The following is a 14,295-nucleotide window of genomic DNA, read 5'->3' as shown; positions in this document are numbered from 1 at the left end:
TCATGTCGGACCGGGCCATTCTTAAAGTCAATAACCTCTCCGTTAGCTTCACAACCAATGATGGAATCATTGATGCGGTAAAAAAGGTTAACTTTACCCTTAATTCTAGCGAAACCTTGGCCATTGTTGGTGAATCAGGTTCAGGTAAATCAGTCTCTTCTAACGCACTCATGCGTTTGCTCCCTGATAACGCCATCATTGATGCTCAATCTGAAATAGAATTTGAGGGGCAATCAATACTTGGCAAGACTGAACGAGAAATGCAGTCGATTCGTGGCGACAGAATCGGCATGATCTTTCAGGAACCGATGACCTCTCTCAACCCATACCTGCGCGTGGGCACACAAGTGGCTGAAGCCATTATGTGTCACCGCAATGTATCGAAATCAAAAGCAAAACAGCGTGTGCTAGAGCTCTTCAATCTTGTGCATTTACCAATGCCAGAACAGGCTTACAACAAGTATCCGCATGAGTTTTCAGGCGGTCAGTTGCAGCGCATCATGATTGCGATGGCTTTGATCAACGAGCCCGATATTTTGATTGCCGACGAACCCACCACCGCATTGGATGTGACCGTACAAGCGGAAGTGCTTTCTCTAATCAAAGAAATCCAAAACAAAATGGGCATGGCAATTTTGTTCATCACCCATGACCTTGGCGTAGTAAAACATTTTGCCGACCGTGTTCTGGTGATGTGCAAAGGTGAGCTAGTTGAAGAAGGGATGACTCAAGCCTTATTCGAGAATCCAAGACACGATTACACACGTATGCTGATTAACTCGATTCCTAAAGGCGCTAAGGTTCCTGTTGAGGCGTCAGCCCCAGAGCTATTGTCTGCTGACGATATCCGAGTTCAGTTCTTGGTTAAATCACATTTCATCAAGAGTAAAAGTCAGTACTTCGAAGCCGTAAAAGGCATTTCGTTGAATCTTAAACAGGGCGAAACCTTGGGTATTGTTGGTGAATCCGGATCAGGAAAATCAACACTGGGACGTGCATTAATCGGCTTGCTGCCAAGTACCGGACGTATTGTTTACAAAGGCCAAGACGTTAGCTTATTAAATGATAAAGAGCGTCACAAGCTCAAGAAAGATGTCCAAATGGTGTTCCAAGATCCTTATGGTTCTTTATCACCACGCATGACAGTTGGGGAAATCATCACCGAAGGCTTAACGGTGCATCAACCTCATCTATCCAAGCAAGAACGTTTAGAAAGAGCGCGCAAAGCATTGATTGAAGTTCGCTTAGAGCCGAATTCAATAAACCGTTATCCGCATGAGTTCTCTGGCGGACAAAGACAACGTATCGCGATTGCTCGCGCACTGATTCTTGAACCTTCTTTCATTTTGCTGGATGAACCTACTTCAGCACTCGATCGCTCAGTACAACTGACCGTGATTGACCTGCTGAAAGACATTCAAGCCAAGCACAATATCGGCTTCCTGTTCATCAGCCATGACCTCTCGGTAGTGAAAGCACTGTCGGATCGTGTATTGGTGATGCAGAAGGGTGAAGTGATGGAAGAAGGGTCTGCAGAAGAGATTTTCAATGCACCAAAAAATGACTACACCAAGAAGTTAATCGCAGCATCATTCGACTTAGAAAATAAATCGAAAAAAAATGCGGCGTAACGGGAACTAATCAACATTAACAGCGTCTTATATGTACATTCTGAATAATCTCCTAATGGATTGAAATCTAGAATGGATATAGCAAAACTGGTTTGGCCGCCAAAAGAGAAATGTCGCATGGATGCGACATTTTTCGTTTCTGGCGTATATTAAAAATCAGCTCAGAGATTCGAGCCAGTGATAATGAAGGTTTGCTAAAATTGACGGACTTTAAACAGGGTTAGTTGGTAGTCGGGTCACAGAGCGGCTTCGTTCAGCTCGTTTTTGGAAAAAAGTTTGTTAGCGGCATTAGTAATAACTAACAGTATGGAAAGCTAGTTAGCTTCGTTTACAATATTGCACACTGTTGTTCCTAAGACGAAGAACATTGACTCTTTGTTTATCAATCGTGAGTTCTAGCGTTGGATGCCAAACTTTCTTGTCTCTGTGTGTTACCACAATAACAGTTGAACCTAATGCTTGAGTTTGTTGTGCTATTTTCTGTTCGGTTACTTCATCAAGTGCAGAGGTGGCTTCATCTAAAATTAGGATAGGTGCTTTTTTTATTAGAGCTCGAGCAATTGCGACTCTTTGTCTTTCCCCTCCAGAAAGCCTTGATCCTTTCTGGCCTACACTTTGGTTTATTCCATCGCCTGATAAGTCAATAAGTTCACTCAGTTGCGCTTGCCTAGCAAAGAGTTCTACTTCAGCATTACTTGCCTCTGGGTTACCTAAACGAATATTTTCGGCCAATGTTCCAGTAAATATTATTGGATCCTGAGCGACATAGGCGATGTGCTGGATTAATATGTCGTATGGAATATTCTGGAGGTTTATGCCACCAAGCGAAATATGACCTTGGTTAGGGTCATCAAACCTTAAGAATAATCCTAATAACGTGCTCTTTCCGCTACCACTTACGCCATTGATTACAACTTTTTCACCTTGTACTATTTCTACATTGGCGTCCTTGAAAAGATCCAAATAGCCAACATGATTTAGTTCGAAATTGTAGTTATTAGGACTAATAGCATTTTCCGGTTTGGGTTCAGGTAGAGTTGGTACATTGGTTAGCTGGTTGTAATCTCTTATTGAGGACTTTACGTCGTTGATGGCGAAACCAGCTAAGGCTAATTCTCCTAGTGGTGCAGCCGCTCTGGTAATTAATATCAGCAGCCCCAAAATCAATAGTGGTTGGGTAACCCCTTCTACAACTAGGTAGATAGTGACGCAGGCCAAAGGCAAGACCGTTGCAAGTGCAGAGGTTAAAGTGGCCATGGATGCAGTTAGGTTGATTCTCGAATGTACTTTTTCTTGTGTACACCAACTTTGGTCAATCCTTTCTATCGCTCGTTCAGGTCCTGCCGTTGAGCGAAGCAAATCAAGGTGATCTATGAGCTCGAGCGTTGATTTTGTGGCTTGAACATCAGCGTTGTGTCTTTCGCTGTCAGAGTTACTGAGGTGATTCTGTGCTTTGTATTGCAGCAGCAATGCGCCTATCAATGAGACTGCACTGATTAGTGCAACATCTGCCCCCCCAACGATTCCGATGCCAGCGATCAAGAATAAGGGTACTAATGGCGTGTGCAAAAATGTTTGTAATTGGTGAGCTGGGATTGACATAAAGCCAGGAATGCCTCGTTCGGCAAGTTGAGTTAGTTGCGTTCGATGCTGATCGTTAAACCAAGAAAGTTTTGCTTTACTAAGAGATTGACCGACTGCCGAGTACAAATCTCCGGCTAATTGCGCACCAGATATAAACCCCGCTCGTGTTACTAGAACCGTCACCAAAATAGCGACAATTGCTGCTGATATGACACCTAGTGGCGGGGCTTGTTTTACCAATGATAGTGCAAGAACTGTGTAGGTTAAGGCTTCGAGTGCCGCAACCAACGCCCATCCAGCTCCCACCCTGTATAAACGATATTTTGCGCTCGCGGGAATGTTTGATTTGGAAGATGGGGTATTTTGATAAGTCATACTTCTTCATCCTGTAGTTGAGCATTTTTTTGTAGTGCCAATATAAAGTCGGCTCGTTGGGCTAACTCTGCATCATGGGTTACCATGATTATGGTTTTATTTTCTTTTTGCGCGAATTCAGTTAGGTTTTTCATGATGGATAAGGCTGTTTTTTTATCAAGTGCACTCGTTGGTTCATCTAACAAGAAAATGCTGGCTTGATTGAGAAATATACTAGCTAGAGCGACGCGTTGCTGCTGGCCACCAGAAAGAAGGCTGGCATCATAATCGAGGTTAATATCTACTTCGGCTAGAGCTAAGGCGTCAAAGAATTCGCTATCGCAGGCATTTGGTGCCGTTAGTTGTAAGTTCTGTCTAACTGTCGTTTTAAGTACCCCTATATCTTGAGGAACATAACGTATCGCCATGTGACGTGACATTTCGGTAAGTGTGGACAGTTTATAACTGCCAAGCATGGTGGTTCCTGAATAAGGTACTTCTTGACCGGCTAAAATACGCAGCAACGTACTTTTTCCAATGCCGCTTGGTCCCATAATGGCAGTGCATGAACCTGTTGGAAAGCAGTGGGTGAAGCTATCGATAATGGTTGTTGTGTCATTAATTACCGAGATTTTTGAAGCCTGTAAAGGAAGTGTTTTTGAACCTACATTGACGTTTCCACAACCTATAGGTGTTTGTTTCAAAAGCTTACCAATGTTCTTAGCTGCATTCTTACCTGCAGTGACATAGTCTAATCCGTGACCAAGCTTTAATACTGGTGAAACGACAGCCAGGCCGAAAAAAAACACAGAAGCCATTGCTGATGGACTTAGTCGGTAAGAAATTGAATAAGCTATAGCAAAAGTAGAAACTGCTTGAAGTAAAGCTATAGCGATGGAAGCTGGAAGTGCCACACTCCCTACCCATTTTATAATGCCATTAGTGAAGCGTTGAGTTGCCCCGTGATAACTCGCGAGCGCACCTGATTGAGTTCCATAAACCCGGTTAACTCTAATTCCTCTGGTGTAGTCATTTACTGCGGTGACTATTTCTCCCATTATGTTCATACGTTCTGCACCATATTTAGCTGCGAATCTAGGCAGAAAGACTAGGTAGTATAATGATGCAATAAGGCCAGGAAGTAAGGTTAAGAGCGCTATAGGACCAGCCATATTTAGCATAATGGTAATGGACATTACCGGAACGATGGCGAAAGTTACAAACTCTGAAGGCAGATGAGCAACCATATGATGTAAAGTATTGATGTCTTCTGAAACCAAGCGGCGAAGTTGATTATCACCATACCTAGAGAGAGTCTTGCTTGGAAGGCGCGTTAAGTGTTGTGCCACCTGACGACGTAATCTTGCTGAAAATAGAGATTCAGCATTGTGTACTAACCAAGAGGACAAAGATGAGAGCAATGCGCTAAAGATCCAAAGCCCGATGGCTCCGTAAACCCATTGGTTAGATAGATCATCGATTAATTGTATTAAACATAGCAATGCACCAATTTTTGCCACTGCAGAAACAATTTCACTTAGAGTCCCTAAAGTAAGTTTTGCTAATGAAGGTCTTAAGGCTGGTATTAAGGCTGGTGTAACGTAATGTTGGCTGATCTTATTTATCATTTTCGCACCCTAGTTAACCCACAAAGTTGAGATAGAGTGAGTTTTGGTGAGCTTATTGAGCTCTCTCGATATTTCATATAAAGCCTATTGAAATGAGGTTGATAGATTTTAATTATTTCTATTAGCGCAAAATTATTGATAAATTTTAGTATTATTGAGATGTGAAAACTCTCCTGCCATTGACTTTTCAATCGCCACTTTATCACCTTCAGTTAATCGTCCTTTTGAATATAGAAAACATCCAAAAGAGAGTATTTTATTCACTGTAAGCCGTATGTTTATAGAGTTCGATTGGCGCAATACAGACAAATGCTTGGCTAAATTTTTATGATTCCAACTACTTAACGCTTTGCAGTCAATAAGTGCGCTACCGCTATCTCTGTGTAGTCAAGTTTGAAGCAATAGATAAAAGATGCTCTACAGTTTCTATAAGTTTTAGAGATATTTTTCACTACAATCATGCTGTCCGCCTTTTGATTTAAGACTCTTAAGGAATAATTTTTCACATAAATTCAATAGTCTAATTTTAAACATTCTTATCTATGAATCGATTAAATAACCCCAATACTGCTTCTCAATTCCATTTTCCTCTATTTATAATAAAAGGCAGCTCTAATACGGAGGGACTTAACGTCATGTGAACTCTGTTCGCTAAAGTTAAGTTGAGTTCAAGAGTAGTCGTTCGAAAAAGCCCTTAACCAGAAAGGTCAAGGGCAAAATTGACCGAGATTAAAAATCCGCTGTAGCAGATAGCATCACCGTACGAGGGGCACCCAACGCAAGGCTAGCGTAATGGGTGGTAGTCCAATATGCTTCATCGGTTACGTTGTTGACCGCAAGACGCCAAATGACACTTTGATTGGCGATGGTAGAGTTATAGCGAGCACCTAAATCAAAAATAGTCTGTGCAGACAGTGATTGAGTGTTTTGTGCATCAATATATTGCTCTGACATGTAATTTGCTTGACCAATAAGAGTAAGTTGACGCATCACTGGTAGGTTCCATTCCAATGCTAACTTAGCTTGAAGATCGGGTAGCTTAGTCGCTTGCTTTCCTTCAGTCGTGACATCTGTTGCTTTAGTGATCTCTGCGTCGGTATAAGCGATACCACCAGTCAGCGTGTAGTCCTCTAACACCGTACCGTAGAACCCCCATTCAATACCTCGATTACGTTGCTCGCCACCAAAAGAGTAAATGTTAGTGTCTGGGTCTTGGTATCCGTTGGGCTTTTTGATCTCAAACAAGCTAAAAGTATGAGCAAAGTCGTTCATATCGAGCTTTAAGCCGGCTTCTGTTTGCTTGGTTTTTTGTGGTTCAAACGCTTCACCCACGTTAGCGGCCCCCGAGCCTGCCGTTTTTCCGTTTGTTAGGCCTTCGGTATAGTTACCGTAAAGAGAAACTGAGTCAGAAACTTTATACAACGCAGCAATAGCCGGTGTGTAGGTACTTTCCTTAAGCTTTGTGGTAGGAAAAGCATTTCCATTCCAAGTAACACCTGATTCGTAATCAATACTCTGATGACGTAAACCTAATGTGAGTTGGTATTTGCCATTAGCTAAAGATAAGGTATCGGCTACACCAAAGCTGATCTGTGTGGAATCGACCGGTAATTCATAATAGTTGTCATATGTGGAATCTTCAGGCCCCCACACTGGGTTATATATATTAGGATTCCAGGACTCAGGATTATTGTTCCCTGTCGGAGAATCATTTTTATCTTCTCTAAAGTAGGTACTATTAAGCACCAAATAGTGCTCTATAGGCCCTGTGTCAAAACTGCTACGAATCCCTACCTCACCGGAAGTGCGTTTGCTTTCTAACTTAACGGAGCCAAGAGACACCTCAAGAGTTCCGCTGTCGTCGATGATTTTAACTCTTTGTGGTACATTAGAATCAAAGTCTGTACGACTGGCACCCACAGCACCGTAAGCTGTTACGGAATTACTCAAATCCAGTTCAGCACGAATCATCATGCCTTTATCTTCACTGTCATTGTATGCCCAACTAGGGCTGAGTAAGGTATCTGACGAAGGGGGGGACGGGACGTCAACGCCAGAAGCTATGCTCAAACCTCGATTTGCACCATCAACTCGCTCTGTACTAAAGTATAAATCAGCTTCAATCAACGCAATATCATTACGCCAATCAAGGCTCAGCGATGCGAGTTGCGCTTTACGACTTTGACCATCAACTGACGCATCCCCATCTCTGAAAACCCCATTAAAACGAACCCCAAATTGTTCGTTTTCACCAAAACGGCGACCAATATCAATATGACCGCCAAATTGAGAATCCGACATATAAGTGCCAGTAAAGGATGAGATTGGTGCTTCTTGAGCTCGTTTAGTCACCAAATTGATCGAACCGCCAACTGAACCGTTCGGTGGCATACCATTAAGCAAAGAAGCCGGGCCTTTCAGTACATCGATGCGTTGGTACATCTCTGGAGAGCTACGATAGTAAGGAGCGATTCCATATAAACCATTGAACATAACATCGCCAATATCCGAACTGAAACCTCGGATCTTAAAGCTTTCTTTGTTTAACCCGGTTTCCCCACTGGTAAAAACAGAAGGATCAGACGCGGATATTACATCGGATATATCTTGTGCATGTTGGTCTTGAATGTGTTTGTCTGTGTACCCAATGGCATTAAATGGGGTATCTAGGAAGTCTTTATCGCCGAGCATCCCTATGCTGCTCGCCTTTGAGATTTTACCTGCCGCATACGCCTCATTGGCTTGGCCGTAAACGGTGATAGATTCGTCGGCCTGCTCTTCAGCGTGAGTGATACTGATGGGCAATGCAGACGCGCTGATCTGAAGCGCGACCAAAAGAGCGATACGACTTAGAGTTGGTTTACCACTAAATGATTGTTTTTTATGACAGGTCGCTACCTGATGAGTCATGGTTGATTCCTTTTTATCCTGTTTTAGGCTGGCTCACATCCGCACTGGAAAGCAGTGACGGTTTTTTGCTGGACTACGTTGGTCTAGCTTATTGTTTTGAAATCTAGCTCTGATAACCTTTTATAATGTCGTCAATCACGATTTTCAGTGATGTGATGCTGGCAGAAGTGATGTACCAGGCGTCAGCATCGACAAAGATTACTTTGCCGTTTTTCCATGCTTTGGTTTGTCGAAGAAGAGGGTTTGCCAAATGTTCCGCATCAATAACCGGCTTGCCTTCCATGACCGCTGTGCGATCAATGATGTAAAGAATGTCAGGGTTGGCTTGATTAATAAATTCACTGGAAATAGGCTGGCCATGTAAACTGGCTGCAATTTCAGTACTCGCAGGTTTTACACCCAGTACATCGAAGACAAAGCCATATCGAGACTCGATACCAAATGAGCTAAAAGAGCCATTGTTATGCATCACAACTAAAGCTTTTTCTGAGCGTTCGGCCGTCAAGGCTTGAACCTCATCGACCTTGGCATCGATTTCAGCCACTTTCTTTTGAGCGAGTGTTTGTTTATTAAAGATTTCACCGAGATCAATAACGTGCTGTTTGATTATGTCGACGTGATGCCCATGACTGTTACGGAAATCAATATCAAAGTGTACCGTTGGTGCGAGCTTAGACAGTTCTTCATACTGATTGGCGTGCAGTGGGGTCATCAAAACTAGATCGGGTTTAAGAGCATAGATTTTTTCCATGTTGGGTTGAACGATTGCTCCAAGGTCCGAAATGTCAGGAGTGTTTTTATACTTTGCCAAAAAGTGGGGTACAAAATCTTTCACCATACCTGCAATAGGTACGTTTAACTGATCTAAGAAATCCACTTCATTCATATCGAGAGCTGCCACTCGCTGAGGTCGATTTGAAATCACGGTTTGACCTAGATTATGTTCAATCACGATGGGGGTTTCTAATGGTTGAATAACTTGAGATTGAGCCACTTTTGGTTCGCAACCCGTTAAGGTTACAAGAGAGCTACAGACGATCGCGACAGCAATATTTAGGGTGCTCTTAAACATGGGGATTTCCTTATGTTTCAGTAATTTGCCAATAAACAGGCGATGAACAGACTTTATAGCTGGCTTCTTGCTCTCATCGTGATGATAAGGAAGTACCCGCCACAAAGGACGTTGACCAAAATAGAGACTGTTGTTTTATAATTAAAAAAGTGTTCAACCATCAATTGAGCAGTTAAAAACATCACAATAGCGATGGTGCAAGCAACCGGTAAGGTGTGTCTGTATTGCGGAGAACCCGTGATGGAATAAGCAATGTTGGCAATGAAAACCCCCATGAACGCAGTTGGTCCAATTAAGCTAGTAGAGATGGCCACAAGAATTGCGATGACAGAAAAATATTTAGGAATATAGTGCGCATCGTTGAGCCCTAAAGACATTGCCTGATCTCGTCCTAACCCAATCACGTCTAGCTCACTCACCCATTTATTGGCAAAGAGGGCGAGAATACTCAACACCGTGCCAGCAAATAAAAGTGTGGACGGCTTCGCTCTTTCAAACGAGGTGTAACTTAACCCCTGGAAAATAGAGAACTCTCCAGGACTTATTCTAATCTGGATAAATTGAGCAACCGTTGTCAGCACCATGGTCAGCACAAACCCAATCAACAACACTTGATGCATATCATGTTGAAATCGCTTGAGCACCCAGAATTGAATAACGAATGAGTACAACAAAATGAGTACCGCTGATACGACAAAATTACCTACCACACCCAAAACTGCACTACCAGAGGTGCCAACAAATAATAAGAGCAGAGCTTGCCATACAAGATAAATGGACTCGTAACCCATAATAGATGGCGTCAATATGCGATTTCTGGCCAAGGCTTGAAAAATGACAGCAGAGATAGCCACACAACTTCCCCCGATTATGATCGCACTGAGTTTAATGAGCCTTCTTGGGATGATGTACTCAAGGTCAAACCCTGAATTAATGAAAATAAAAGCGATAGATAACAGGATCACGAGTACAACACTCACTCGAAAGTTTAAGTTGAGTGATGTCATGCTTTTGCTCCCTTAAGCAAAAAGGCAAGAAACATAACTCCACCTACGGCACTTGCGGTCAAACCTACTGGTACCTCAAACGGAAAAAGCACAACCCGACTAATGACATCGCAAAAAATCAGTAGCGAGGCACCGCCCAATGCAACAATAGGTAAAGTGTTTTTGAGGTGGTCGCCGTATTTTAGCGCCACTAAGTTAGGGATAACTAAGCCAACAAAATGAATGGCGCCCACCGTCACTACTGTGACTGCAACCGTGATTGAAACGAGTATCAACCCTAATGCGGCGGTCATGGCGTAGCTGATGCCCAAATTGGAGGCTATATCTTCCCCCATCCCCATCACTGTAAATCTATGAGCATAGAGGTAGGTCAATAAGGTTATAGGCAAGATCAAAAAAATGATTTCATAATGCTCTTGGACCACTTTGGAGAAGTCCCCCATCAACCAGCCAGACATACTTTGTAAAATATTGTTTTGATAGGCGTAAAATTCAGCAAGTGCACTGAGTACACTACCAAACATCAAGCCAATCACTGGAACCAACGCAGTATTGCTGAACTTAACCTTACGTATTATAGCGATGTAGACCAAGCCAGCGGCAAAGCAAAACAGGACAGCAAAGAACATACGTTCCAATTTGTCTGATGATGGCAGCATCACGATTGAAACCAAAATACCGAGTTTGGCCGCATCAAGGCTGCCTGTAGTTCCAGGTTCAACAAAACGATTTCTAACGATGTGTTGGAGAATAACGCCGCACATCGCCAAGCCGGACCCCGTAAGAATCAGAGCAACTAGCCTTGGTAGCCTGCTGGCTATAATAGGCAACCAAGCTTTCTCATTAAACGTCGGCAATAATGACCACTCGATCTGGTTCGCACCAAAAAAAAGAGATGTAGCGCACAAAGTAAAGAACGCCAGAATCATACGAAAAGTCATTTAGAATGCTCTCCAGAATAGTAGGAATATTGAGACGCATCTAAATTCAGGGAAAAAGCAAATAGAATGAAGTACTCATAAAATAGAATTATCATAAAGAAAATGTCGAATCCTAAAAAATGGTAACTATGTTTCTTTTTAATAAAAAATAAGGTCACAACTAAACTCTCAAAATTTTTAGAGCTACTACAGATGTAAATTAATTAGGGTCACAGCAGGGACTCACGACTTTAAGTACAGTTAAATTCACCTTAATGATAATGCGAATTGTTACCAATTCGGAGTGATGCTACACTTGGTGCATATTAAATACAATAAGTTCTTGTGAATTTATAATAAAAACATGTAATTACTAAACTATGACTCGGGACTAACATGCTTAACTTCAAGAAAAAACCTAAAACTAACCTGTCAAATTAGTAAATAATTTATTCAAGAGTCTATTGGCAATTCTATAAATACTGGAAGCGACAAGACGAAATAACCGAATTCCACGTGACTTTTTACATCAGATGGGACCATCTCAAAAACATGGTCTTCTTAAGCTACGGTTTAGAGGAGTTAATAAAAATGGTGGGATGATGAATAAAAAGTGTGGTCAACTAAAATTGGCCTCGGTTTTAGAGTTTCCCAATATAATCGTTCCGATTCATTGGGAGTTAGGCCACCGTTATACTGATGTGGCGTGAGTTGACAGTAATATCCGATAATGTAGCGGGTGATCTCTTGTTTAGTCTCAACGAAGCTACGATAACCCACAGTTGGCACCCATTCCGTCTTCAGACTTCTAAAGAAGCGCTCCATTAGTGCATTATCCCAGCAGTTTCCTCTGCGAGATAAACTCTGTTTGATTTGAAAACGCCACAGTAATTGGCAGTATTTACGACTGGTATAGTGACTACCTTGATCGCTATGGAACACGACACCTTTAGGCTTGTCGAGATACTCATAAGCCATTGAAATAGATTTACTTGTTAACCGAATGCCCGGTGACGAAGACATTGACCAACCGATCATTTTTCGGGTAAAAAGATCGATAACAACCGCTAAATACATCCACCGATTACCTGTCCAAATATACGTAACATCGCCTGCCCAGACTTCATTCGGTGCGGTAACAGCAAACTGCCTACCTAAGTGATTTGGAACTTGAATATGTTCCCGTGAAGCTTTTCGGTAACGATGTTTTGGTACTTGGCAGCTCACTAAACCAAGAGTTCTCATCAGTTTTGTTGCTCGGTATCGGATCAGCTTTACGCCCTAACTTGTAATTATATCTGCGATGGTTCTCGCTCCCGCAGAGCTATTACTTGCAGCGTGAGCTTTATTAACTAAGCTGCGAAGTTTTACTCTATCGGTATTAATTACCGTTGGACGTTTAAGCCAATAGTTATAACTGCTTCGATGAACATTGAAGACTTCGCATAATGTTTATACGTTGTGGCTATGCTTGAGTTTCTTGATTATCAATAATTGTTCAGTGAGTCCGACATCAACAGAGCCGTGTTTTTTTAATATTTCATTATGCTCTTCAAGACGAGCTAGCTTCTTTTTCAATTCCCGAATTTCTATTTGTTCAGGGGTCATAGGTGCAACTTTGGGCGTTTTTCCTTGGCGCTCTTCTCTGAGCTGGCGAATCCACTTATCCATCGTGGACTGCCCACGTTCATGCCTTGAGCTGCCTCAGTCACTGAGTAGTTCTGATCTAGGACTAACTGCGCTGCTTCTAACTTAAATTCTGCGCTAAATAGTCGTCTTGTGCGTTTTGTCATAGTGTCACCTGTTTACTTATGAGGTGATGATATCACCTCTAACTAAGTGACCAAATTCACTATGCCACTACAATATAAGCAGTTCATGTGGAGTATGAACAGAAAATTACGGAAAGGACCACCTATAAACTAAGAACTAATCATTATATATTTGACCAACTTTGGATTGTAAGAGCATCGGTGAAAAACACCCTAAGAAGGTTTGGGGCAGAAATGTTTTAGCTTACCTGCCCCATATTGAACAATGTGAACGCGTAAATATAAGCAGTGAGATCGATAGCTTTACTGAGCGACATTCCTGCACCATGGTTCGCATTGACATCAATGTGAATCATCACGGGCGAACCACCTTGATGCTTTTCTTGAAATTAACGATACAGAGACTTGGTCGACTCTCTGACGATTAAATCAATGGGTGGTAGTCGAGCTTCATGCCGCTCGCCAGATAACAGATTCAAAATCGATTGAGCACATACCTCTCCAATTTCTTCAATAGGCTGTCTCAAAGTCGTTAACGCTGGCGTGAAATACTTAGACGTCGGCAAGTCATCAAAGCCAATCACAGACACATCTTCTGGCACTTTATAACCGTGGTCAGACAGCGCCTTAATCGCACCGTAAGCCGTTTGGTCATTTGCAGCAAACAAGGCAGAGAAGTGAACCTTAGATTCAATCAACTCTACCGTTTTCTCGTAGCCAGACTCACTACTGAAATCACCCTGTTTAACGAGTTTTGGCATCACTTTAATGCCCGCTTCTTGAAGTGCTTTCTTATAGCCTTCAAAGCGGTTTCCCGAATCAGGTTGACTTGAAAGCCCCTTAATATGAGCAATATTCACATGCCCTTGTTGCAGTAAATGTAATGTTGCCATGTAGCCGCCCAACACGTTATCAATGTTGATGGAGCGGACGTTATTCTCAACAAAATCGTAGCCAACCATCACGATAGGAATGTCTTGTGCATACTTGGCAATTTCTTCCTGAGTAATGCTTCCTGTCACGATGATCATGCCATCCACGTTGCTTTTTGCGAGATACTCCAACGCGTGCATTTCTAACTTTTTCTGCCAATGCCCTGTCGCGATCACTAACGAATAGCCTTGAGCGATCAGCGTTTTTTCCATGTCGTTGAGGATACGACTGGTATAAGGGCTGTCAGGGTGTTGCACCAACACACCAATGGTGAGTGAACGTCGGTTGGTGTTTTCTTGCATTTGAAAATTAGGTTTGTAGCCAGTGTCTTTAATCGCTTGCTCAATATTTTGGCTTTTATCGTCAGACACATAAGTGGTTCGATTAAGGAAGCGAGACACGGTGCTGGGAGAAACACCAGCCAGTCTTGCTACATCGTATACTGTTGTTTTTTTTGTTTTAGTGCGCATCTCGAACCCCTAAT

8 protein-coding genes and 1 pseudogene are annotated in these 14,295 nt (G+C 42.4%); 1 reads left to right on the top strand and 8 read right to left on the bottom strand.

The genetic code is table 11. From position 1 onward, the window contains the following. Positions 1 to 2 precede the first annotated feature (2 nt). A complete protein-coding gene (locus tag L3V36_RS04730; RefSeq protein WP_017083021.1) occupies positions 3 to 1,631 on the top strand; it encodes an ABC transporter ATP-binding protein in 1,629 nt (542 codons plus the stop codon). Between the two features lie 318 nt (positions 1,632 to 1,949). On the opposite strand, the gene L3V36_RS04725 is transcribed toward L3V36_RS04730, so the two are convergent. The 8 genes and pseudogenes from L3V36_RS04725 to L3V36_RS04690 form a co-directional block, all read right to left on the bottom strand. Then, on the bottom strand, positions 1,950 to 3,590 hold the full coding sequence (locus L3V36_RS04725) for an ABC transporter ATP-binding protein (protein WP_208774381.1): 1,641 nt from the start codon (positions 3,588 to 3,590) through the stop codon (positions 1,950 to 1,952). Next, positions 3,587 to 5,197, bottom strand: a complete 1,611-nt coding sequence (locus tag L3V36_RS04720) for an ABC transporter ATP-binding protein (RefSeq protein ID WP_208774383.1) — start codon at positions 5,195 to 5,197, stop codon at positions 3,587 to 3,589. The genes L3V36_RS04725 and L3V36_RS04720 overlap by 4 nt, the downstream gene beginning before the upstream one ends. 729 nt (positions 5,198 to 5,926) lie before the next feature. Continuing rightward, a complete protein-coding gene (locus L3V36_RS04715) occupies positions 5,927 to 8,107 on the bottom strand; it encodes a TonB-dependent receptor (RefSeq protein WP_208774385.1) in 2,181 nt (726 codons plus the stop codon). A gap of 103 nt (positions 8,108 to 8,210) precedes the next feature. Continuing rightward, positions 8,211 to 9,179 carry a siderophore ABC transporter substrate-binding protein gene (locus tag L3V36_RS04710; protein ID WP_017094254.1) on the bottom strand — a complete coding sequence of 323 codons (969 nt, stop codon included), beginning with the start codon at positions 9,177 to 9,179 and terminating at the stop codon, positions 8,211 to 8,213. Positions 9,180 to 9,232: 53 nt separating this feature from the next. Beyond that, positions 9,233 to 10,186, bottom strand: a complete 954-nt coding sequence (locus tag L3V36_RS04705) for an iron chelate uptake ABC transporter family permease subunit (protein WP_011154636.1) — start codon at positions 10,184 to 10,186, stop codon at positions 9,233 to 9,235. Next, positions 10,183 to 11,127 (bottom strand): iron chelate uptake ABC transporter family permease subunit, encoded by a 945-nt coding sequence (locus tag L3V36_RS04700; protein ID WP_011154635.1) that lies wholly within the window; start codon positions 11,125 to 11,127, stop codon positions 10,183 to 10,185. Before L3V36_RS04700 ends, L3V36_RS04705 begins: the two co-directional genes overlap by 4 nt. Before the next feature lie 598 nt (positions 11,128 to 11,725). Continuing rightward, positions 11,726 to 12,899 (bottom strand): annotated as a pseudogene (locus tag L3V36_RS04695) (IS3 family transposase). Positions 12,900 to 13,267: 368 nt separating this feature from the next. Beyond that, on the bottom strand, positions 13,268 to 14,281 hold the full coding sequence (locus L3V36_RS04690; protein ID WP_004732795.1) for a substrate-binding domain-containing protein: 1,014 nt from the start codon (positions 14,279 to 14,281) through the stop codon (positions 13,268 to 13,270). Between the last annotated feature and the right edge of the window lie 14 nt (positions 14,282 to 14,295).

The sequence above is a fragment of the Vibrio sp. G-C-1 genome (assembly GCF_021728015.1).
Classification (GTDB): Bacteria; Pseudomonadota; Gammaproteobacteria; order Enterobacterales; family Vibrionaceae; genus Vibrio; species Vibrio splendidus.
This window is presented reverse-complemented; position numbering and strand designations above follow the sequence as displayed.

What these genes read in the sequence shown, in the direction of transcription:
- L3V36_RS04730 (WP_017083021.1), top strand. Translation starts at nt 3, where the DNA reads ATGTCGGACCGGGCCATTCTTAAAGTCAATAACCTCTCCGTTAGCTTC.
- L3V36_RS04725 (WP_208774381.1), bottom strand. Translation starts at nt 3,590, where the DNA reads ATGACTTATCAAAATACCCCATCTTCCAAATCAAACATTCCCGCGAGC.
- L3V36_RS04720 (WP_208774383.1), bottom strand. Translation starts at nt 5,197, where the DNA reads ATGATAAATAAGATCAGCCAACATTACGTTACACCAGCCTTAATACCA.
- L3V36_RS04715 (WP_208774385.1), bottom strand. Translation starts at nt 8,107, where the DNA reads ATGACTCATCAGGTAGCGACCTGTCATAAAAAACAATCATTTAGTGGT.
- L3V36_RS04710 (WP_017094254.1), bottom strand. Translation starts at nt 9,179, where the DNA reads ATGTTTAAGAGCACCCTAAATATTGCTGTCGCGATCGTCTGTAGCTCT.
- L3V36_RS04705 (WP_011154636.1), bottom strand. Translation starts at nt 10,186, where the DNA reads ATGACATCACTCAACTTAAACTTTCGAGTGAGTGTTGTACTCGTGATC.
- L3V36_RS04700 (WP_011154635.1), bottom strand. Translation starts at nt 11,127, where the DNA reads ATGACTTTTCGTATGATTCTGGCGTTCTTTACTTTGTGCGCTACATCT.
- L3V36_RS04690 (WP_004732795.1), bottom strand. Translation starts at nt 14,281, where the DNA reads ATGCGCACTAAAACAAAAAAAACAACAGTATACGATGTAGCAAGACTG.